The sequence below is a fragment of the Shewanella youngdeokensis genome (assembly GCF_033180165.1).
GTDB classification, from domain to species: Bacteria; Pseudomonadota; Gammaproteobacteria; order Enterobacterales; family Shewanellaceae; genus Shewanella; species Shewanella youngdeokensis.
This window is the reverse complement of record NZ_CP136522.1, coordinates 607,167-630,109: the sequence shown is the minus strand read 5'-3', so window position 1 is coordinate 630,109 and position 22,943 is coordinate 607,167. Positions and strand designations below refer to the sequence as shown.

17 protein-coding genes are annotated in these 22,943 nt (G+C 44.1%); 9 read left to right on the top strand and 8 right to left on the bottom strand.

Features of this window, described 5'->3' with window-relative positions; translation table 11 throughout:
* Positions 1–219 precede the first annotated feature (219 nt).
* The 4 genes from RGE70_RS02640 to RGE70_RS02625 all read left to right on the top strand — a co-directional run bounded on the left by RGE70_RS02640 (position 220) and on the right by RGE70_RS02625 (position 3,349).
* Positions 220–1,707, top strand: a complete 1,488-nt coding sequence (locus RGE70_RS02640; protein ID WP_310470007.1) for a carboxypeptidase M32 — start codon at positions 220–222, stop codon at positions 1,705–1,707.
* Positions 1,708–1,781: 74 nt separating this feature from the next.
* The gene (locus RGE70_RS02635; RefSeq protein WP_310470006.1) at positions 1,782–2,282 is read left to right on the top strand and encodes a GNAT family N-acetyltransferase; all 501 of its coding nucleotides are present in this window, start codon (positions 1,782–1,784) and stop codon (positions 2,280–2,282) included.
* Between the two features lie 242 nt (positions 2,283–2,524).
* Positions 2,525–2,779, top strand: coding sequence for a DUF2960 domain-containing protein (locus tag RGE70_RS02630; RefSeq protein WP_310470005.1), 255 nt, complete (start codon positions 2,525–2,527; stop codon positions 2,777–2,779).
* 60 nt (positions 2,780–2,839) lie between these two features.
* Positions 2,840–3,349 (top strand): RDD family protein, encoded by a 510-nt coding sequence (locus tag RGE70_RS02625; RefSeq protein WP_310472899.1) that lies wholly within the window; start codon positions 2,840–2,842, stop codon positions 3,347–3,349.
* Positions 3,350–3,646: 297 nt separating this feature from the next.
* Here the strand turns inward: RGE70_RS02625 and lptG are convergent, their stop codons facing one another.
* Both lptG and lptF read right to left on the bottom strand, forming a co-directional pair.
* A complete protein-coding gene (gene lptG / locus RGE70_RS02620) occupies positions 3,647–4,705 on the bottom strand; it encodes an LPS export ABC transporter permease LptG (RefSeq protein ID WP_310470004.1) in 1,059 nt (352 codons plus the stop codon).
* Positions 4,702–5,817, bottom strand: coding sequence for an LPS export ABC transporter permease LptF (lptF, locus tag RGE70_RS02615; protein ID WP_310470003.1), 1,116 nt, complete (start codon positions 5,815–5,817; stop codon positions 4,702–4,704). The genes lptG and lptF overlap by 4 nt, the downstream gene beginning before the upstream one ends.
* Before the next feature lie 223 nt (positions 5,818–6,040).
* Here lptF and pepA point away from each other — a divergent pair, with 223 nt between their 5' ends.
* Positions 6,041–7,549: a leucyl aminopeptidase gene (gene pepA, locus RGE70_RS02610; RefSeq protein WP_310470002.1), complete on the top strand. Its 1,509-nt coding sequence runs from the start codon at positions 6,041–6,043 to the stop codon at positions 7,547–7,549.
* 158 nt (positions 7,550–7,707) lie between these two features.
* On the opposite strand, the gene RGE70_RS02605 is transcribed toward pepA, so the two are convergent.
* The 6 genes from RGE70_RS02605 to brnQ all read right to left on the bottom strand — a co-directional run bounded on the left by RGE70_RS02605 (position 7,708) and on the right by brnQ (position 15,565).
* A complete protein-coding gene (locus RGE70_RS02605; protein WP_375087890.1) occupies positions 7,708–8,706 on the bottom strand; it encodes a hypothetical protein in 999 nt (332 codons plus the stop codon).
* Positions 8,707–9,226: 520 nt separating this feature from the next.
* Positions 9,227–9,847 (bottom strand): hypothetical protein, encoded by a 621-nt coding sequence (locus RGE70_RS02600; RefSeq protein WP_310470000.1) that lies wholly within the window; start codon positions 9,845–9,847, stop codon positions 9,227–9,229.
* Between the two features lie 438 nt (positions 9,848–10,285).
* Positions 10,286–12,010 (bottom strand): single-stranded-DNA-specific exonuclease RecJ, encoded by a 1,725-nt coding sequence (gene recJ / locus RGE70_RS02595; RefSeq protein WP_310469999.1) that lies wholly within the window; start codon positions 12,008–12,010, stop codon positions 10,286–10,288.
* Positions 12,011–12,286: 276 nt separating this feature from the next.
* The gene (dsbC, locus tag RGE70_RS02590; protein WP_310469998.1) at positions 12,287–13,009 is read right to left on the bottom strand and encodes a bifunctional protein-disulfide isomerase/oxidoreductase DsbC; all 723 of its coding nucleotides are present in this window, start codon (positions 13,007–13,009) and stop codon (positions 12,287–12,289) included.
* Between the two features lie 188 nt (positions 13,010–13,197).
* Positions 13,198–14,100, bottom strand: a complete 903-nt coding sequence (gene xerD, locus RGE70_RS02585; protein WP_310469997.1) for a site-specific tyrosine recombinase XerD — start codon at positions 14,098–14,100, stop codon at positions 13,198–13,200.
* Between the two features lie 124 nt (positions 14,101–14,224).
* Positions 14,225–15,565, bottom strand: coding sequence for a branched-chain amino acid transport system II carrier protein (brnQ, locus tag RGE70_RS02580; RefSeq protein ID WP_310469996.1), 1,341 nt, complete (start codon positions 15,563–15,565; stop codon positions 14,225–14,227).
* A 516-nt stretch (positions 15,566–16,081) separates the two neighbouring features.
* Between brnQ and RGE70_RS02575 the strand changes: the two genes are divergently transcribed.
* The 4 genes from RGE70_RS02575 to RGE70_RS02560 all read left to right on the top strand — a co-directional run bounded on the left by RGE70_RS02575 (position 16,082) and on the right by RGE70_RS02560 (position 22,808).
* Positions 16,082–16,810 carry a tRNA1(Val) (adenine(37)-N6)-methyltransferase gene (locus RGE70_RS02575; protein WP_310472898.1) on the top strand — a complete coding sequence of 243 codons (729 nt, stop codon included), beginning with the start codon at positions 16,082–16,084 and terminating at the stop codon, positions 16,808–16,810.
* Between the two features lie 79 nt (positions 16,811–16,889).
* Positions 16,890–18,116 carry an ATP-dependent RNA helicase SrmB gene (gene srmB / locus RGE70_RS02570; protein WP_310469995.1) on the top strand — a complete coding sequence of 409 codons (1,227 nt, stop codon included), beginning with the start codon at positions 16,890–16,892 and terminating at the stop codon, positions 18,114–18,116.
* Between the two features lie 337 nt (positions 18,117–18,453).
* Positions 18,454–19,677, top strand: a complete 1,224-nt coding sequence (locus tag RGE70_RS02565; RefSeq protein WP_310469994.1) for an efflux RND transporter periplasmic adaptor subunit — start codon at positions 18,454–18,456, stop codon at positions 19,675–19,677.
* The gene (locus RGE70_RS02560) at positions 19,677–22,808 is read left to right on the top strand and encodes an efflux RND transporter permease subunit (RefSeq protein ID WP_310469993.1); all 3,132 of its coding nucleotides are present in this window, start codon (positions 19,677–19,679) and stop codon (positions 22,806–22,808) included. Before RGE70_RS02565 ends, RGE70_RS02560 begins: the two co-directional genes overlap by 1 nt.
* The last annotated feature ends 135 nt before the right edge of the window (positions 22,809–22,943 follow it).

The window sequence follows — 22,943 nt, the reverse complement described above, 5'->3', positions numbered from 1 at the left end:
TAAATCAAATGCTATGCCATAACTCAACTGCGCAGGCTGTTAACCTTTCAACGGAGTGAATACCTTATTTGCATTTTTACAGGCAGTTAGCATAGTCACAATCGTAACTCTGCGTCTTGAGCTTTGTCACTTATCTGGAGATCTATTCACGCATTTAACCCTTGTTTTAAAATTGAACGTGCTAGCATAGTAAAATACACCTCGACCAGCTGACAGCTTATGAACCAACCTGCAAATAAAAACTATCAACAACTGTGTGAACACTTTCAAAATATTAGTCACTTTGAACATTTAAGTGCACTTGGCGATTGGGACCAAGCAGCCATGATGCCTACCGGTGGTGGCGAGGCACGCGGTGCAGCAATGGCAACACTTGCAAAACATATTCACTCACTCAAAACGGCGCCCATGCTAGAAGACACCATTGCAGCCGCCGAGCAAGAGTCACTAAGTGGTGAGCAACAAGCTAACCTTCGAGAGATCCGTTACCAGTTCCAACAAGCCAACATTGTGCCTGGCAGCTTGGTAGAAGCAAAAACAAAAGCGGCTTACCATTGCGAGCAAGCCTGGCGAGAGCAACGTAGCCAAAATGACTGGCAAGGCTTCAAACCTAACCTTGAAAACGTATTAGCACTGACCAAAGAAGAAGCAAACATTAGGGCTGCCGCGCTCAACATATCCCCTTATGACGCACTACTGGACAAGTTTGAGCCGGGCATGACATCAGCCAGATTAGAGCAGATATTTGGCGGATTAAAACTCTGGCTACCCAGCTTAATTGAGCAAGTACAAGACCAGCAACAGCACCAACCGAGCTATGCCATTGCACAGGCAGCCAGTGATGCACAAGCGCTACTGAGCCGAGATGTAATGACCCTACTAGAGTTTGATTTCAACCATGGTAGGCTCGATACCAGCAGCCATCCTTTTTGCGGTGGAGTGCCAAGCGATGTTCGGCTGACCACGCGATACGATGTTGCAGACTTCACCAGTGGTTTAATGGGTGTGGTGCATGAAACCGGGCATGCAAAGTATGAACAAGGCCTCCCCCATAAGTGGCGCGGACAACCCGCAGGCAACGCCCGTTCAATGGCTATACACGAAAGCCAAAGTTTATTCTGCGAGATGCAATTGGGCCGTGGCAGTGCGTTTTTAAAACAATTACAGCCTCAACTCAAACAACGTTTAGATTGCAATTTAAGCCATGAGCAACTGCTAAACATCTACTCAAAAGTGAGCCCAGGGCATATCAGGGTCGACGCAGACGAAGTTACTTACCCTTGCCATATTCTACTGCGATTTGAGGCCGAAAAAGCCATAGTGAGTAACCAGCTCGCTGTGGCAGATCTGCCCGACTTTTGGTCTCAACAAATGCAATCTTTGCTCGGCATTAATACTGACGGAGATTACAAAAATGGTTGCATGCAAGATATTCACTGGGCTGTGGGTGAAATGGGCTACTTTCCAAGTTATACCCTTGGGGCAATGTATGCTGCACAATTTAAAGCAGCAATAGAGCGGCAATTAGGCTCCATAGAAGACTTAGTGGCAAACGGTAAGCTATCAACAATAATGGGTTGGCTTAATCACAATATTTGGAGCAAGGGTAGCTTACTCACAACCGATGAGTTGGTACAACATGCAACAGGTGACACGCTCAACCCCGCGCATTTTAAGCAGCACTTAATTGAGCGCTATTTACCATAGCTCCAACTGAGCACTCCAATGAGAGGTGACATCAACCATGGCACCTCCAAAATCAATAAAGTGAGCAATAACGAATGGCGAGTAAAACGCCTAGTGCAATCATACGTAATATTACCGCAGCTGACTGGCCTGCCATTCTTGAAATTCAGCTTGAATGCTACCCATCTATTGCCCCAGAGTCTTTAGCTGCATTACAAAGTAAATGGTTAGCCTCTGAGCTGTCCTGCTTTAGCTTACAACAAGGCAATCAGCTTGTTGGCTATTGCCTTGCGCACCCGTGGCAACTGAACCACCCACCAACACTAAACCAACAAATAGCGCCTTTAAGTAATGCTAATACCCTCTACCTGCATGATCTTGCGCTCAGCGCTTCTGCGCAAGGTCAAGGGGCAGGTAAACGCATATTGGCACAGCTAATTGTTTTTGCTCAGCAACAAGGTTACCGCAACATCAGCTTAGTCGCAGTGCAAGGTGCGGCGAGCTATTGGCAGCATTTAGGTTTTGTCAGCCATAGCATTGATAAAGACCTCAGCGAGTATTGTGCCGATGCTCAATATATGGTTTATACCTTGTAGCGTAGATTTGTTATCATAGAGCCAAATTCATTCAAAATGCCAGGCCAAGCGCCCTGGAAAGCAAGCACCGTAGTGTCAATATGTTACTACTATTGCCCAAGGTCGCATTGCTCGGCGTAATAGAGACCGCTTTCAACGAAGATATGCCGTCGTGTTACGTTTTGCCCCAGCCGCTAATTAACACACTGCCTGCAAGTTAAAATTTATTGGGTAACGACCCAATTGCTAAAGAGAAGATAAACATGGCAACAAGAATTACCTATAAATTTAAAGGCGAAGAAAGAGAAATCAACTTTGCTTACGACAAGTTTCACGATATTTACGAAGCCGTTGCAGCTGCAGAGGGTATTGATTTGACTAACTACCTGATGATGGCTCAGCAAGTAGAAATGACTTCAAAAGGGACGTCTGCAGTTAGAGATTTCCGAAATAAAGAGTTTGCCAGATTCGGTTTCAGTGATATTTATTTCATTAAAGACGACCCTAAAGCGCGTTAATTTATACGGTGCTTTGTTTCGATATCAACCTATAAGTGACCAAACATGACAGCAACTTCGATGCCTAACAGCGAACACGCCAATTTCCCTCGAGCGGGGTTCTTTAAGCGTGTTGGTGCAATAACGTATGATTTACTCCTTTCGGTAGCGGTCTACATGGTTGCAGGCGCTATCGGTTTTGCTGTATTTACCGCATTAGTCACTAGCGGTTTAATCGACATGGCTGGCCATGAGCATGTGTCTGATCTGTTATATGCAACACCACTTTACAAAGGCTTATACCAACTTTGGATAACACTCTGTGTAGGGTTGTTTTATATCAGCTTTTGGAGTTATGGCGGGCAAACATTAGGTATGCGGGCCTGGAGACTTAAAGTCCAACACCCTAACGGACAAAACCTTAGTATGATCACTGCAGCAGCAAGATTAGTTTGGTCGTTATTGGGGATCGGTAATTTATGGATTTTGATCAACGGCGATAAACTAGCCCTACAAGATATGATGACCCGCTCAGAAGTTGTTGTACTGTCGAAAGAAGCTAACCAAATGCGTAACTGGCACGGCGTTTAACCGCGCCAAGCACTTCTTTTGGTCACCTAACTTACGGTTAAACAGCCAATCATAACGCCGCGAATGGCATTGTGATTGGCTTTTTTATTTGCCCCACCACTTTGCCGCCAACAACCCGTAAAACGTGCATATTTAGCCTTAAGCGCAATCGCAATCGCAATCGCAAAACATTTTGGCAGAACAGTTAAAAGGGTAATGCAAAAAGGTGGGGGGAACCCGCGCTGCACTGGTGCGAGCATGGGACAAATAGCTAGCGGCGCCTTAAATAAACATTTAACGCGCCGCACCTAAATGGTGTTACTTACGAATATAATACAGCGCGATACCACTAAAAATTACCGCTGGCATCGCCGCACTAATAAACGCAGGTAAGCCATAAACAATACTTAGCGGCCCAAAAATTTCGCTACAAATATAAAAACTAAAACCTGCCACCACGCCTAATAAAACCCGCGCGCCCATCGTAACGGTTCTAAGCGGCCCAAACACAAACGATAATGCCACTAACATCATGACCGCGATTGTGACCGGCTGCATCAGCTTACTCCACAATGCGAGCTCATAACGGGAGGAGTCTTGCTTGTTGTTGTCTAAATAATCGAGATAATCCATAAGCCCACGAATCGATAGTGACTCAGGTTTTACCGACACAACACTCAACTTTTCAGGTGTTAAGGACGAGATCCATTTGTCTTCATCTAGGTTGACCAAGACCACTTGCTCACCTTTAATCGAGGTTCTTCTCACGCCGGATAACTGCCAATACTGGTCTTGGTATACCGCAGTTTCAGCATGCACTGTTTGGGTTAAATGAATGGTGTCGTTAAATTCGTATAGGGTAATGTCGCGCAAATTGCTAGTATCGACAACACTGCCAATATTAACAAACAGATCACCATCTTTAGCCCAAATACCTCGGTTGGAGTCAATAAGACTACCGCCAGAAATGCTTATACGGCGCACCTCTTTAGCTCTCAACTCAGCAACTGGCGCAACGTATTCCGACAGCAGCATCACCATCACCATTAACGGAATTGCGGTTTTCATCGCCGACAGAGAAATCTGCAGCCGCGATAAGCCCGACGACTGCATAACAACTAATTCGGAGTTAGACGCAAGCATACCCATACCGATTAAAGCGCCCAATAACACCGCCATCGGGAAGAAGAGTTCAATATCGCGCGGAATCAAAAACAATACATAAATCCCAGCGTCCATCATGGTATAAGTGCCACGACCAACAACACGCAGTTGGTCAACCCACTTAATAATACCTGACAAGCCGGTTAAAATAAGCAATGACAAAGCCGAGCTACTAATCAATACTCTGGCAATGTAAAAGTCTAAAATTCTCATGCGTTTGCCACCTTTTTACGCTTAAGAATACCCGATAACCGCGCCCCAGTAGGCCGCTCTTTACCAAGCAACATAATGCCAATGGCTAACGCCGAGCCATGGATCCACCACATCCCTAGGTATTGTGGAATTACCTCATCCTCCAATGACTTACGCCCAGCCACCATCAAACCAAAGTAACCTAAATACAATAAAATGGCCGGGAACATTTTAGCAAACTTACCTTGGCGGTTGTTCACCCTTGCCATAGGCACAGCGATCAAAGTCATTAACGGAATCGCAAAAGGAATTGCTAAACGCCAATGGAACTCTGCAGTCGCTGCCGGAGAATGCGTTTCCATCAATTGATCAATCGGCATTGCTGACAATTTACGTCTGCGCTCATCTACCTCTTGTTCTTTAATCTGCATTTGATAACCACCAAACTCAACGATTTGATGATCAACCCGAGTCGCACTCCCCTGATACTGCACGCCTTCAGTAAGCTGTAACCTTTGGCCCCCAGTTTCGTCTTCAACCACCAAACCGGAACGCGACACCACCACGTTAGCGACGCCAGATTCGTCATCGCGATCAGGCAACTGTGCAACAAATACTTTTTCAAGCTCATTATCGCGACCAATACGCTCAACAAATAACACCGCACGTCCGTTTGGACTGGTCTGGAACCGCCCCTGCGTTAGCGCTGCCAAACCGGCCTCAGACTGCGCATGCTCGAGCACTTGGTTTTGTTGCTCTTCCGCCCATGGGGTGACATAAACAGACAAAATACCCGTGAAAATCATATTAAATACAGCAAGTAGCAATGTTACGCGAGTGATATACCACTCACTAATGCCTACACCATGCAAAATAACCATTTCATTTTCGGCATACATGCGGCCATGGGCCAACAAAATACCAAGAAATAGGCTTAATGGCAGGACCAACACCGTCAAGAACGGTAAGTTGAGCCCAAGTAGGGTCATCACTAAAGAAGCGGGGAAGTCACCATCTGAGGCATCTGCGAGTACACGCACGAAATGTTGGCTAATAAAAATAGCTAACAGCACCAAAAGTACCGCTATTTGGGCCTTTAAAACTTCACGAATCAAGTATCTAAATACAATCACAGGCGGGATCCAGTCTCTAAACTTTGAATTATGCTGGTATCAATACAACTTTCATGTAAACTGTCTACTTTTAGTAGTTTTGTAACCAACAATCACATAACATGGCGAAGAAAAACACCTGAAAAATATATTCTTTGGTGTGCCATATATAGCCCTTATTAGGGCGCAAGCAGACATTATCTAATAAATAATAAAATTTGTCTTTAAGAATCTAGGAGAGCCCATGGAGTTTAGCGTAAAGAGCGGTAGCCCTGAGAAACAACGCTCAGCTTGTATCGTCGTAGGTGTATACGAACCAAGACGCTTGTCCGGTATCGCCGAACAGTTAGATAAAATAAGTGAAGGTTACATCAGTAACCTGCTCCGTCGTGGCGATTTGGAAGGTAAGCCAGGACAAATGCTATTACTACACCATGTGCCAAACGTGCTCAGTGAGCGCGTATTACTAGTTGGTTGTGGTAAAGAGCGCGAACTAGATGAGCGCCAGTACAAGCAAATTATCACAAAAACCATTAACACCCTGAATGAAACAGGGTCAATGGAAGCCGTTTGCTTTTTAACTGAATTGCACGTCAAAGGGCGCGATACGTACTGGAAAGTGCGCCAAGCCGTTGAAAGCACTAAAAACAGCCTTTACAGCTTTGATGCATTAAAAACCCGCAAAGGTGAAACACGTCGCCCACTTCGCAAGTTGGTCTTTAATGTACCAACTCGTCGTGAATTAACGGTTGGTGAACGTGCAATTGAACATGGTATGGCAGTGTCTGCCGGTATGCATTTATGTCGCGACGTGGCGAACATGCCACCAAACATTTGTAACCCAGCTTACCTAGCATCTCAAGCACGCCAAATTGCAGAAACAACAACCAACCTTACCGTAACCACCGTTGGTGAAGAGCAAATGGAAAAACTAGGTATGAATTCATACTTAGCAGTGGGTCGTGGTAGCGACAACGAATCCATTATGACCATTATGGAATACAAAGGTGCGGTAGATGACACGCAAAAGCCCATTGTCATTGTGGGTAAAGGTTTAACATTTGACTCAGGTGGTATTTCACTTAAACCAGGCGAAGGCATGGATGAAATGAAATATGACATGGGCGGTGCCGCAGGCGTGATTGGCGCAATGAAAGCCTTGTGTGATATGCAGCTTCCTATCAACGTGGTGGGTATTCTAGCGGGTTGTGAAAACATGCCGTCAAGCAATGCATACCGTCCGGGTGATATTTTGACAACCATGTCTGGCCAAACGGTTGAAGTCCTCAACACTGATGCCGAAGGGCGCTTAGTACTATGTGACGTATTAACTTACGTTGAGCGTTTTGACCCAGAATTAGTTGTCGACACAGCGACTCTAACTGGCGCATGTGTGATTGCACTTGGTAAGCACGCATCAGGTCTCTTCTCGGGCCATAACCCACTAGCACACGAGCTACTTAATGCCGGTGAGCAAAGTGGCGACAGAGCATGGCGCATGCCCTTATGGGACGAGTACCAAGAGCACTTAGAAAGCCCATTTGCTGATATGACCAACTTAGGTGGACGTCCAGCAGGATCGATCACTGCAGCTTGTTTCTTATCGCGCTTTGCGAAAAAGTATAACTGGGCCCATATAGATGTTGCCGGTACAGCATGGAACAGTGGCGCTAACAAAGGTTCTACTGGTCGGCCAGTGCCACTGCTAACGCAGTTTTTGATTAATCGTGCTGGTGTTGACCAGGGCGAGTAATTAACTCAAGTGATACAATAAGGTAGTTGTTCAAACTCAGTTTTGGATAAGCCCAAAAAAAGCCAGTTGTTTATACAACTGGCTTTTTTAATACTTTGCGCTGCGAGGGACGTAAGGCGCTTTGTCACTTGGATTCCGAGCAGCAAAATCGAGAACATTTACTGATTAAGAGGAGGCTCAAGCTTTTTTCCTGCACGCCAAACGAGCATAAAAAACATCACAAAATAAACAGGTGTTTCTATAAATGTATCGTACGTGAGCCACTGGTCTTCGGTTAATTGAGTTGCGACACTATAATTTAGCCCTGCCATACATAAACCAATCAACGCTAAACCTAGGACAAAGTACCGGTGTTGAATGGGGGAATTTACATAGCGTTCAAAACGGGAGCCAAAGTACCCGCCTTTATTAAAAACGCCATCCACTATAAGCGTTAATGCACTGATTAAGCCCATAAATGTACCTTTTAGTTGCACCAAATACTCACTTTGAAAGGCAATGGAAAATATCGCTGACACTAATAACATTATGGTACCAAATACAGCGAACCCACCGAGTAAGTCGACTTTAACAAAGCGTTGAGTGATAACGAGCGCTAAACCTAGTACCACACCGGTAAATCCAGCAATGGTTAAATCTCCGGTCACTTTTGCCACTACAAAAAATGCAGCTCCTATGCTTATATCAGCTAAAATAGAAGGCTTATTTTTTTGCCATTTTTCTCTTTGGAGCTTTCTTTTCTCACTTGCCTCCAAAGAATTATCTGAAATACCTAAACCTTCAATTTTTTTGGATGCAAAAAAGATGTCTTGACCAGGATGGCTTTCATAAATTAAGTTGCCCGCTTCCCTAACTTCGATACCGACATTCAGCCAACTAAAGTAGCCAACAGAAACAGTTACTTCGTTAAGTTGGCTAGTAGATTGAAACTTATGTACAACCTCTTTGAAACCATCATCAAGGGAATAGGTACTCTCGTCGACTAACGCTCCGTTGCAAAATAGCTTTGACGTATAAGTTTTAAATGAAAAAGAGTATTTCACTTCATAATCGTCACCATCATAGTGAAAAGGCCTTTTGTAAGTCCATAAACACATCGTCATCCTGATTGTCCCTTTCCTATATGTTTTTGCTTCGTTTGAGTCATTCGAATGCACCTTAGATCTCCAGCTTACGAGGCTCGCTAAGATCTCCGCGCAATGCCATCAACGCATCTATATCTCACTACTCAGCTGCTCTATTTACCAACAAATTGACTAAATTATCAGCCACTGAGCCTTAAATCAATCACACCTTAAAACTTAAACTAGACCGAGCAACTATCAATAAACCGTTTTCAAATCAGAAGAAAGTGTTTTCTTGGGTGGACTTGATTACGCGCCACTTGTACGGGAGTGCAGCGGTTACGGGGTTAAACATTTCAATAAAAATGATTCTCACGATCACCATAATTAATGATGCCAAAAATGAACCCGACAATAGTGGTTCCAATTAGCTGCGGCAGTGACACGCTGCGAGTCCATCTGTGGAAGCTCTGTCATAACACCCATGCTTTAGACGGTCACGGCCCACCTACACGGGTTAGAGCAAAGGGATTAAAAGAGGCTAATGAAGAAGCAAAACTAACTGTGATTAGTCCTTTTGAGAGCCTTATTATATGCAAATCACTCAGATAATTTACAGCTGACTTGCTGAACGACTTACATAATCTTCAATTATTTTATCTAAATCACTAAAGGCAGAACGCAAATCTTCAGCAAGGTTATCAATTTTATCAATCATTTCAGTATCTTCAACATCAAGCTTACAGCTTTCTTTATAATGAGAAATATACTCTTTTAGCATTTCAATATTCTCTTTACCACCTTCAATCATCGCATTCGCAGTAAGTAATGCAAAAATCAATTTTTTTGAAGTGAAGTCGAGTGAGCTTGAGTATACTTGCTTAAGGTACTGATCACCTCCCTTATAATTACTAAGCGTTTGACTTTGATACTGATTAATTTTTCCTATCATCACATTGCAATAGTTTTTATTTGTTTCTTTAGATAACTTATATTTACCCAAAAGCTCATTATAAGCCTTAACATTCTTGTTATTTTCTTTTTGAATCAACTTAGCTTGTTTTAGTAAGGCATCATATTCATCCACCAAATTGTTGTATCTAAAAATCAACCCATCTTTCTTGCTCATCAAGTCATTATACTCACTAACCAGTTGATTATATTCGTAATCTGAAACACTAGCCAAACTTGCAAATGAAGTAAAAAAAATAACAAAGAAGCTTAGTATTTTCATAATTATTCTCGATTAATTAAAGTTCTTACACATTAATATAAGCAACAATATTTATAAGTACCAAAGCTACGCAAAGAAAATAGTAGAGAGATTATTCGTGAAAACATGCTCAGATTTATATCATTTGTATATACAGCTAGCTGCACTTTGCCAAACTACAGTGACAATATGCGTCAACCAAAGCTATAAAAAATAGTCATAACAGGTAATTAAACATTTAAAGCGACTACAGCCATGCACATTACATTTACCAACAAGAGCGTTAGCTGACATCAAATAAGTACGAGGGTGACAACTTCGCTGAGCGCTGAGGGATTGACTCTTAATAGAGCCAAGTGCTTTCCCCCTTGGCTCACTCTCAAGTACAACAATGGGCGAAGCGTCACAAGGTTGAACTAGGTTTAAACCTTAACACTAAAAGCGCTCTCTCAGCCCAGGCTACATTGGAGCTATCTGCTCTATCATTAGCTGCAACGTATGATTGCCCCTAAACTCATTCACATCCAGTTTATACACCACTTCGGCATGCTGAATAGTTGCATCAGGCCACGTTTTTAGGTCTACATTAAATGCAATTGCATCAAGCATCACCCGGCCACACTCTGTTTCCAGCACCAGTTTAAGGTGCTTTTCGCCAACAATGCGTTGCTGAATAATTCTAAAGTGGCCGTCAAATAAAGGCTCTGTAAACGACTGCCCCCATGGGCCTGCGCTCCGTAACTCGGTGGCTAGGTCTAAGGTTAACTGCTCGGGCGTTAACTCGCCATCAGACACCAGCTCACCGGTTAATAGTTCAGGCGCTAACACTTCCCGTATAGCGTCGTCATAAGCTTGGGCAAATACCGCAAACTGGCCCGCTTTAATCGATAGCCCAGCAGCCATAGCGTGGCCACCAAATTTAACAATCATCCCTGGGTGGCGACTGTTAATTAGCTCCAGTAGATCACGCATATGCAAACCTTTAATAGAGCGGGCTGACCCTTTTAGTACACCACTTCCGGCATCGGCAAACGCAATTACGGGGCGGTGATACTTATCTTTTATACGTGAAGCCAAAATGCCTATTACACCTTGATGCCAGTCAGCTTGAAACAAGGCGATGCCCCACGGTAATTCGTTTTCATCTAACTCCACTGCTTCAAGACTTTTAAGAGCTTCTTGCTGCATCTCAGTTTCTAAATCACGGCGCTCAGCATTTAAACTATCAAGTTCAGAGGCCATTCTTCTGGCAAGCAGGATGTCTTCACACAATAGGGTTTCAACCCCTAATGCCATTTCATCAAGTCGGCCAGCAGCGTTCAGCCTTGGCCCAACAGCAAAACCAAAATCGGAGGCAACAATACGCGACGGCGTTCGTTTGGCTACCTCTAACAGCGCGGTGATCCCCACTCGGCATCGACCAGCTTTAACACGCTGCAAGCCTGCTTCAACTAAAATACGGTTATTGGTATCTAATGCCACGACATCGGCTACTGTGCCTAATGCAACAATGTCTAATAAGTGCCCTAGGTTAGGCTCATTAATGCCTTGTTGCTGATACCAATTGCGCGAGCGAAGCTCAGCCCTGAGTGCCGACATCAAGTAAAATGCAACGCCAACACCTGCAATAGCTTTGCTGGCGAACGGGCAACCTACTTGATTAGGGTTCACTATCGCATCGGCCTCTGGCAAAGTGTGGCCAGGTAAGTGATGGTCGGTGATCACCACGGTCATTCCTAGCGCTTTAGCGGCTTTTACCCCATCAATTGATGAAATGCCGTTATCGACGGTAATAATCATCTCGGCATTTTTTTGCGCTGCTACGGCAACAATTTCGGGACTCAAGCCGTAGCCATAATCAAACCGATTTGGAATTAAGTAATCAATCTTAGTTGCACCCATCATTTTCAGAGCCAACATACATACACTGGTTGATGTCGCACCGTCGGCATCAAAGTCGCCCATAATCAGTATCGACTTTTCTGCAGCAATAGCATCGGCTATCAGCGCAGCAGCTGAACCAAGGCCGAGCATAGTATTAGGCCTGAGTAGTTTGCCTAAATTAAGCTCACAGTCATCAGCACTGACACCTCTACTGGCATAAATCTGCTTTAAAATTGGCGAAAATAGATCCGGTAAATGACTATCGTCAACTTTGGCGCGGCGAACAATTTTATGGATCACGGTGATAAATTACCTTGTTAAATAGCCGACAATTGGGCTGGAATGGTTTTTGATGCCGCGTTGTTTTGGTCAAAGCGGGCGCACATGGCATACCGCTCAAATTTATGCTTTAAAACATAAATATTGATGGTAGGGCTTCAAGCCGAGATAAAAATACCATATTGCGTTATGGTTAGAATAACAAAGCTCGGCTAAAAAGGCTTTCTAACAAGCACAAAAAAGGTGAGCTTATACTCACCTTTTTCTGTGGGGTAACGCTTTAATTAACTACCGCGGCTAGAGTACACTTAGTGTTGCGAGTAGCTGCTCAGCAGGTTGGTAGCCCGGAACAAGTCGACCGTCGGCTAGCACAATGGCAGGCGTACCATTTACGCCAATAACTTGCCCAACATTGTATTGCTTTTCAATATTGGCATCACAGGTTGCACTTTTAACTCGGCCACCCGCTTTAGCCTCTGACATGGCTTTTAGCGGATCGGCGGCGCACCAAACGGCTTCCATTTCAGCGGCGTTGTCCGATGGGATCCCTGCGCGAGGAAACGCTAGGTATCGAATAGTAATCCCAAGATCATTGTATTGGTCCATCTCTTGGTGCATCTTGCGGCAGTAGCCACAGCTCACGTCGGTAAATACCGTAACCACATGTTTTTCATTTTTCGCTTTATAGACCAACATGTTCTTTTCAAGCGCCTTGATAAGCTCAACACGAGGGCCAACCATTGCTGCTTCGGTAAGGTTGTTCATACCGTTATCTAGGTCGTACATTTTACCGTGTATTAGGCTTTTACCGTCTTTAGTAACGTAAAGTAAGCCTCTGTTAGTCAACGCTTCATATAAACCTGGGACAGGTGACTCTTTCAGTGACATTACACTTAGGTTTAACGTGGTTGATAGTTTGTTTTTTAACGCACTGTTATCGTCTTCGCTATTCGACCCAGCAACTGCTGTTGGGGCGATTACCATTGCAATGACCAAAGAAAATGCTCGAGTGAACTTCATTGGATATCCTATATTTACGTACGACTATTTAAGGGTATAGTTGATTAGACCTTACTCGGGAGTAAAAAGTTACAGTCTTGCGCTAACTAAAGCAAATCATTTGCTGTAAGCAAATCATACATACGTGAAACCAATCAACTTATTGACCTCTCACAGTGTTAATCACTTTACTAAGCATGCTCAAATACTTACCCCCGCGGATGATGCTCACGATGCAAGCTGGCCAAACGCACTTTTGCGACATGGGTATAAATTTGGGTCGTCGATAAATCGCTATGCCCTAATAGTAACTGCACAACCCTTAAGTCGGCACCATGATTGAGTAAGTGCGTCGCAAACGCATGCCTAAGCGTGTGGGGGGACAAGTGCGTCGCAATGTTGGCCCGCAATGCATACAATTTAATACGGTGCCAAAAGGTTTGCCGCGTCATTTGCTGCGCTCGCTTAGATGGAAACAACACATCGCTTTGTTTGCTTTTCAATAATTCAGTTCTGGCAAATTTTAGGTAATTCTCCACTTCTGCAACTGCCAGCTCTCCCATAGGCACTAAACGCTCTTTACCTCCCTTACCCACTATGCGCACTAATCCTTGGCGTAAGCTTAACTGCTCCATCGTCAGCCCAACTAACTCCGACACACGAAGCCCGGTGGCGTATAACAGTTCAAGCATGGCTTTATCGCGACATTCGATGGGGTCGTCATCGCAAGGTTCACTTAGCAGGCGGTCAATATCATCTTCCGTTAGTGAGTCGGGTAAATGACGTGCAAGCTTGGGTGACTCAAGTAATGCTGTGGGGTCGAGGTTAATCTGTTTTTTTACCACTAAATAGCCGTAAAAACGCCGCAAGCAACTCATTAGCCTAGCGGTACTACTTTTAGCAAATTTCTGCTCATACCGAACCGCTAAGTAGTCACGCACGTCATCGGCAGTGCAGCTGATAAGCTCACCAGCTTGCAACTGAATATAGCGGTCAAAGTGGCGCAGGTCAGTGCGGTATGCGTTTAATGTGTTGTCGCTCAACCCTTTGGTTGACCATAAGTGGTCAAGAAAAACGTCAATAGCGGGATGAGGTATATAATCAGCAGACACCTAAGTGGATTTCCATTAGTTAGTTACGCAAAAAAAACGGCGATGAGCCAATAACTCATCGCCGTTATATTATGATATCAAGCTGACTTATACCATCTAACAGTGCTTGACCAATAAAGGCCTATTAACTGGCTGCAATACTCTTTTTATTGTTAAAAAGTAGGCAAGCAATAATCGCAATAGCAGTCGGTAATAACCATGCCATACCTTCAGCATGTAACGGCATAAATTCAAACACACTAACATCAACGCCAGCGGCTTTAAGGCCATCAATAATACCAAAAAACAGTGCCACACTGAGCACGATACGGTGCGCCGTTTCAGGCTTAGCAAAACGCTCAGTTAAGAAGGTTACTGCCACCAATGCAATTGCAACTGGGTAAACAGTCATCAATACCGGAATACTAATACTAATTAGCTGTGCCAAGCCAACGTTAGCTATCGTGGCACAAATAACGCTTAACAACACAACAAAGCCACGGTAAGACAATTTAGGCATTAATTCGTTGAAAAACTCACTACAAGCACTAATCAGGCCGACTGCAGTCGTTAAACACGCCAATGTAACAACCGTTGATAACAACACCATTCCGGTAGTACCAAACTGATGCGTAACGTAATTAGTTAAAATAACGCCACCATTTTCAGCGCCTAAAGCTAAATCACCAGCGGTAGCCCCAAGGTAGAACAACGCAATGTAAACAAAGGCTAAGCCAGCGGCAGCAATCAGTGCAGCTTTAATCAAATAACCTGTTTGCGCCTTAGGTTCGGTAATTCCCTTTTTACGCAAAATATCGATAATCAAAATACCAAAGATCAACGACGCTAGCGTATCCATAGTGTTGTAACCTTCCAAAACCCCTTTTGTTAACGGGTTAGTTTGGTAGTCGCCAACAGCAGCGACAAGCGGGCTACCAGGCAAAACAATAACCGAAACAGCTAAACCAACAAGCAATAAGATAAGAATCGGTGTCAGCACTTTACCTACGTTATCCAGTAACTTACCAGGAAACAGAGCCAGCACCATTGAAAGCCCAAAAAAGCTTAATGTGTAAAGTAGTTGCGCAATATTTAACGACACACCCGCTATCGCAAAAGTTGCCTCTGCACTATCTAAGAAAGGCTTAAAGCCCACTTCAAAAGCCACTAATCCGGTTCTTGGCGCCGCAAAAGCTGGACCGATAATGATGAAAATAGCCACTGCTAGAGCGGTTGCTGCTACAGGTGGTAACAGGCTCATTATTTTACCGTTAGCTTTAGCCACGGCAATCAAGGTAATTAAAGGTAATCCAACCGCTGTCACAAGAAAGCCAAACATGGCTAACGTTAGGTTCTCACCAGCTAAAAAACCCGCTAGCGGAGGGAAAATAAGGTTACCCGCCCCTAAGAAAAACGCGAAGGTCATGAACCCCAACCCTAGCGTATCAGCAATACTCATTTGATTTTTTTGCACTTTATGCCCCATCTGAATTTTTTATTCTTAACAACTTCATGCCATCGCGCCTTTACGGCACCACCTAAGGCTGACAATAACTTAATGTGTAATATTTGGTTTACACTTCCCAATGGTAAATACGACCCAAACATGGCGTTTAAATGAACAACAATGCAATAATCAACACTGTATTTGCTATCAAACGGGTTTACCGTCCCTAAAACTTGCCTTTTAGCGAGTTAGGAACGGTTACTATTATCAGACTCACCTCCGATAAACAAGAAACCGCACCGAATAAACGCCACTCTCGATACAAAATTAAACACCCAACCAACAATTACGCAACACCACTTACATCCAACGCATGTTTAGCCTGAGCAGGAAACATCGTAGCGCCCAGCCATTGGGCACTACAAAGCGAGTAAACACTTACCGCCATTACTTAAGTAAATCGTTAATCGCTCGATTTACATCCCGTGAATTGCGATGACTGCCGATAGGGAAATAGCGTACAATCTCAATACTGACCACCACTTTATTAAAATCATGTCTTTTAGTTTTAAACAATTTCATATTACTGACACTCGTTGCGGTATGCCTGTCAGTACCGATGGTGTATTGCTTGGTGCATGGGCGCCACTAACCCACGCCAAATCAGTACTTGATATTGGCGCTGGCAGTGGTTTACTGAGCTTAATGGCCGCTCAACGCTGCCCAGCAGACATCACAGCGATAGAATTGGACGAGAGCGCGGCACTCGATTGCCAGCACAATTTTAATCATAGCCCTTGGGCTGAGCGATTAAGCTTGTTTACTGGGGCAGTTCAGCAATACAGTCTTGGCTTCACCAGCGCAAAGTTTGACCACATCATTTGTAATCCACCCTATTTTGACAATGGCCCGCAATCGAGCAGTAAATTAAGGGCAACGGCACGCCACACCGACAGTTTAGGGTTTAGTGAACTGCTGCATGCAATTAAACAATTACTGAACCAAACAGGCCTAGCAAGCTTAATTCTACCGAGTGTAGAGGCTCGCCAGCTACTGAGCCAACTCCAGCAACACCAATTGAGCTGCCAACACATGGTTGCTGTCGCCAGTGTTGAAGGCAAAGAACCAAACAGAAAATTATTGCTTCTAAGTCACGAAAATAGTGTAAATACGCTATGCTTTGAAGACGTTAAATCTGCCTCAACATTAGCAATACGCAAACAAAATGGGCAGTACACCGATGAGTTCATACAGCTGACTCATTCTTTTTACTTAAAGCTATAGCAATCGAGCGATCTAATCGTTTCAAGTCGGCTTTGAAACCTTTATAATGCTCGGCTGTTATTTATTGAGATGCCAACGCATGCTATTTGAAGATCTCCAACTTGACCCTCGTTTGTTAGAGTCACTAAAAGCAATGGGCCACAACAAGCCCACTACGATACAACAACAAACAATTCCAGTTGCCATGGAGCAAAAAGATATTCTTGCTCGCGCACCAACAGGAACCGGGAAAACTGCGAGCTTCCTATTACCAGCAATGCAGCACCTGCTCGATTTTCCACGTCGATTCGGTGGTCAAGCACGCATATTAATTTTGACTCCAACCCGAGAACTGGCAAGCCAGATTCATCGCTACGCTTGTCATTTAGGCACGGGCTTAAACTTCGATACCTGCATTATTACTGGTGGCGTTCCTTACGCGGCACAAGAAGAAGCATTAAAAGGCAACGTCGACATTTTAGTCGCCACTCCAGGCCGTTTAATGGAATATCTTGATAAAGGCTTATTCAATGCAGAAGAAGTCGAAGTATTAGTTATTGATGAAGCCGACCGCATGCTAGATATGGGTTTCTCAGCGGCAGTTGAAACACTGGCAATTGAATCGGTTGGCCGTAAACAAACCATGTTGTTTTCAGCCACACTTGAAGGCAGCGATGTGGGGCGTTTTTCACATCAACTATTAACTGACCCGACCAAGCTCGAAGCTGAAGCACCTCGCAGTGAAAAAGCAAAGATCCACCAATGGGTTCATATCGCCGACAACAAAGAGCACAAGTTTGCCATGTTGTGCGCGATATTAAAGCAAGAAGAAGTACAGCGTACCATTGTGTTTGCCAAAACACGTGAAGCGGTTGCAAGCCTTAATGGTTTACTACAAAAACACGGTATCACTTGTAGCTTTATGCGCGGTGATATGGAGCAAAAAGCGCGCTTTCAAGCCTTAGGCCGCTTCACTAAAGGTGAAGTTAACGTACTACTGGCAACAGACGTTGCCGCCCGTGGTATTGATGTTGATGACATTACCCACGTAATTAACTTTGATATGCCGCGTTCAGCAGATACCTATGTTCACCGTATTGGGCGTACTGGTCGTGCAGGCGCTAAAGGTACTGCAATTTCATTAGTTGAAGCGCATGACGTACGCATAGTGGGTAAGATTGAACGTTATATCAACCAACCATTGAAACGTCGTTTCGTGAAAGACCTTCGTCCTAAAAACAAAGAGGCCAAGCCTCCAGGGAAGAAGAAAAACCCAGATTCAGGTAAGACTTTCAGCAAGAAAAACAAAAAGAAGAAAAAGAAATAGGCTCACCTTTTCTACTCTTTCAAAAAAGGACCACATTTTGTGGTCCTTTTTATTTACCCAAATGAATAACCACCCCACACCCCCACCTTTTAGCCACACCACTTTTACGTTAGTTAAACTTAAAATATTGGATTAATATCTCACAAAGCTGTTGTTCAATAATTTAAATAGCTGCATTAACAACAAAAACCAACATTCTTACTCATCACCGAGTAAACCATCAATTGAATGAACATCATAAATCGAAACATTATTATGGCAAAAATACATACCGCAACAGAACTTAGTCTGGTAATTTGAGCCTTAGAAAAGCGAACACACGGAAGAGCTAATAATAATGAGTAAGAAAAATACCGTCATAAGAAGGGCAATGCCTTTGTTCATTCTTGTTGTATTTGCTGGAGCCGCCAAGCTGCTAATAGATACGAAAGAGGCGCCAGAGCAAAGCACCAATGAAGCCCCTATCCCCATTGTTGACGTAATGGAAGTACAACAACAAACCTTATCCCTCAACCTACCCTCTTATGGCGTTGTAAGCGCCAAATATAAAACCCAGTTAGTCACTGAGGTTCAAGGCCGTTTACTTAAAGTCTCACAAAAGTTTGTTGCCGGTGGGGTGGTCGAAAAAGGCGAAGAGCTAGCCGTTATTGAGCAATCGGATTACGAAGCAGATCTAATGCAAGCACAAGCCTCGCTGGCTCAAGCTAAAGCGGAACTAGAAGAAGAACGCGCATTAGGCGAAGTTGCCAAAAAAGATTGGCAAGAATATGACGGCGGTGTGCCACCAGAGTTAGGCCTGCGTTTACCGCAGTTAAAGCAAGAACAAGCCAATGTTAAGTTTCAACAAGCGGCGCTCGCCCGAGCCAAACGTAATTTAGAGCGCACCGTTATTCGCGCACCTTTTGATGGCATCATCAAAGCGCGCAACGTTGACCTTGGCCAATACGTCACTTTAGGCACCAACTTAGGCGAGCTCTACGGTACAGATGTAGCCGAGGTTAGACTGCCACTAACTAATAATGATTTAGCCTATTTAGAATCTGTTGATAACCCAGATACCGAGGTCACATTAAGCGCCGAGCTAGCCGGCTCACCTGTAACTTGGACCGGCCAAATTATTCGCAGCGAAGGCGTAATCGACGCTGAAAACCGCATGGTTTACCTGGTTGCCGAAGTTAAAGACCCTTACCTAAGAGCCAGCAAAAATAGCAATCAGTTACCTCTTAAATACGGCAGTTTTGTTACCGCAGTCATTAAAGGCCGTACAGTTGCAGGCATAGTTAAACTGCCGCGTTATTTAGTACGCCAAGATAAAGTGACGGTTATCACCGCTGATAATAGTGTTGAAATCAGAGCCGTTAATATTGTCCGCACCGATTTGGAAAACGTGTACATCAAAGACAGCTTGCTCAGCGGCGAGCGCGTTTCAATTACTAGCCTAAGTAACGCGCAAGATGGTCAGTTAGTTAAAGTGCTAGGTGAAGATAAAAACAATTCGACCATAGACACACCTAATGACTCGTTAGAGCAGGAAAGATTAGCAAGCGTAGGTGATCAATAATGGCTCCAGAAAAAGGTATCATCGCATGGTTTGCCAACAACAGTGTAGCGGCAAACTTATTAATGTGGGTTTTACTGATCGGTGGCCTATTTAGCGCTTACACCATCAATAAAGAAGTTTTCCCCACATTTGAACTCAACTACATCAATATCACGGTCGCCTACCCAGGCGCTGCACCACAAGAGATTGAAGAAGGCATTAACATCAAGATCGAAGAGGCGATCCAAGATATTAATGGTATTAAAAAAGTCACCTCGGTGGCCAGCGAAGGCGTGGGCTCTGTCACTATTGAAGTAGAAGACAGTTATGACCCTCAAGATATTCTTGATGAAGCAAAGCTCAACATCGACGCCATCTCCACTTTTCCGGTCAATATTGAAAAACCCAATATTGTCCGCCTTAAGCCCGAAAACAATGTCATTTGGGTTTCGGTTTATGGCGATCAGTCTTTAAAAGAGATGAAAGAGCTCGCCAAAATTATTCGTGATGAAGTCACCGCTCTCCCCGCCGTCACACGAGCTCAGGTCACTGGTGTACGAGAGTATGAAATAGGCATTGAATTGTCTGAAAACAAACTGCGTGAATACGGCCTTACTTTCTCGCAGGTTGCCACTGCTGTACAAAACTCCTCTATCGATCTTCCCGGCGGCTCCATTCGTGCCAAAGACGGTGACATTTTACTGCGCACCAAAGGCCAAGCTTATACAGGTGAAGACTTTGCCAATATTGTGGTCAGTACACGAGCCGATGGTAGCCGAGTTATGCTACCTGACGTTGCTACGATAAAAGATGGCTTTGAAGAGCGACTCGAATACACCCGCTTTAACGGTCAACCATCGGCCATTATTGAAATTCTCAGTGTTGATGACCAAAATGCACTAGATATTTCAGAACAAGTAAAAGAATACATTGAACAAAAACGCGAGTTTTTACCTACCGGTGCCAAACTCGATACTTGGGGTGATTTAACACATTACCTTAAAGGCCGCTTGAACATGATGTTGTCAAACATGTTTTATGGGGCGTTACTAGTATTTATTATTTTGGCTCTGTTTCTAGAGATTAAACTCGCCTTTTGGGTAATGGTTGGCTTACCAGTATGCTTTTTAGGTACGCTGTTCGTTATGCCGTTAGAGCCCTTCTCAATGTCGATTAACCTATTAACGTTATTTGCCTTTATTTTAGTGCTAGGGATCGTGGTCGACGACGCCATTGTGATTGGCGAGAGCGCCTATAGTGAAATTGAACGTTATGGCCACTCGTTAGATAACGTGGTCAGGGGCGCCAAAAAAGTCGCAATGCCAGCTACCTTTGGAGTACTAACCACCATAGCCGCCTTTTTACCTATGTTGATGGTATCAGGCCCGCAGGGCATTATTTGGAAATCAATTGGCATGGTTGTGGTGCTAAGTTTGGTTTTCTCATTGGTTGAGTCAAAGTTGATTTTACCGGCGCATTTGGCCCACATGAAGCCACCAAAACCGCGTGAAAAACGAAGTCGTTTAGGTCAGTTAAAAGCTGGCTTTAATGACAAAGTTCAATACTTTATTCAAAACAATTACCGCAGTTTTTTAAAGCGCTGCATTGCTAATCGCTATAACACGGTTGCGGTGTTTATCGGTGTACTCACTTTATCTATCGCACTAGTTGTTAGCGGCCAGGTACGCTGGGTATTCTTCCCTGATGTGCCGTCTGATTTCATTCAAGTTCAACTCGATATGGATGAAGGCAGCTCTGAAGAAAACACCTTAAAAGTGGTACAAGAGATCGAAGAAGCGCTCTATAACATGAACGATGAAATGGAGGCTGAATTTGGCTATCCAGTCGTTAAACATAGCTTTATCAATATGAGCTCACGCACTTCGGCATTTGTTTTTGCAGAGTTAACTAAAGCTGAAGATCGCAGTGTTGATGGTGAAGCCATAGCCTCAGCCTGGCGCAAACTGCTACCGGAGCTGCTTGCGGTTAAAAAGCTCAATATTAACGCCAGCTCCAATGACACTGGGGGCGACATATCCTTTAGATTAACCGCCAGTAACCTTGAGCAAATTTCACTAGCCTCTGACGAGCTAAAACAGAAGCTACGTACCTATGAAGGGGTTTACGATATTACTGACAACTACTCTTCAGGTAGTCAAGAAATTAAGCTTAAAATTCGCCCAGAAGCGGAAGCTCTCGGACTGACACTATCAGACTTAGCAAGGCAAGTTCGCTACGGCTTTTATGGTTACGAAGCGCAGCGTATTTTGCGTAATAAAGAAGAAGTAAAGGTAATGGTTCGTTACCCGCTAGAACAGCGCCGTACTGTGGGGCATTTAGAAAACATGCTTATCCGCACACCAAACGGTATCGCGGTGCCTTTCAATACAGTGGCTGAACTTGAACTTGGCGATTCGTACTCCTCTATTACCCGTGTTGATGGCAGACGAGCAATTACGATTTCAGCCAATGCTGATACCAGTATTGTTGAGCCATCAAAAGTGGTGTCAGAGATCCAAGACGAATTTTTACCCATGCTAGCGAAGAAGTACCCTGAAATATCTACAGCGCTTGATGGCGGCAGTGCCGATGAACAAAGTGCATTAGTCAGCTTGCTTCAAGGTTTTTTCTTTGCTTTATTTACCATTTACGCACTGATGGCTATTCCATTAAAATCCTATAGCCAGCCACTGATCATTATGTCGGTCATTCCGTTTGGTATGATTGGCGCACTGTTTGGGCACTTTGTTTTAGATCTCAATATGAGTATTTTAAGCCTGTGTGGTATTGTGGCGCTTTCGGGGGTGGTGGTAAACGACTCATTGATCCTGGTCGATTTTGTTAACCGTGCACGCGCAGAAGGTTACTCTTTAATTGATTCAGCCATCAATTCTGGCTGCTATCGATTTAGAGCAATTATTTTAACTTCGCTCACAACTTTTGTGGGTCTTGTGCCGATTTTATTAGAAACCAGTTTACAGGCTCAATTGGTGATCCCAATGGCGACCTCGTTAGCATTTGGTATTTTGTTCTCAACAGTTGTAACCCTTATCTTGGTGCCACTGCTGTACATTATTCTTGATGATATTAAGAAGATGTTTAATCGATTCTTCCTATGGTGGTGGCAGCCAAAAGCGGAACAAGCCCGCTAAAATGCGTACCACCACAACATTAAGGAGGCCCTAGGCCTCCTTTTTTATACCCGCTTTATGCCAACTCATAAATCAGCTCGATGCCAATCATTAAGCTCAATGTTAGATCCAGTGAACAGACAGCCAATTTATAAT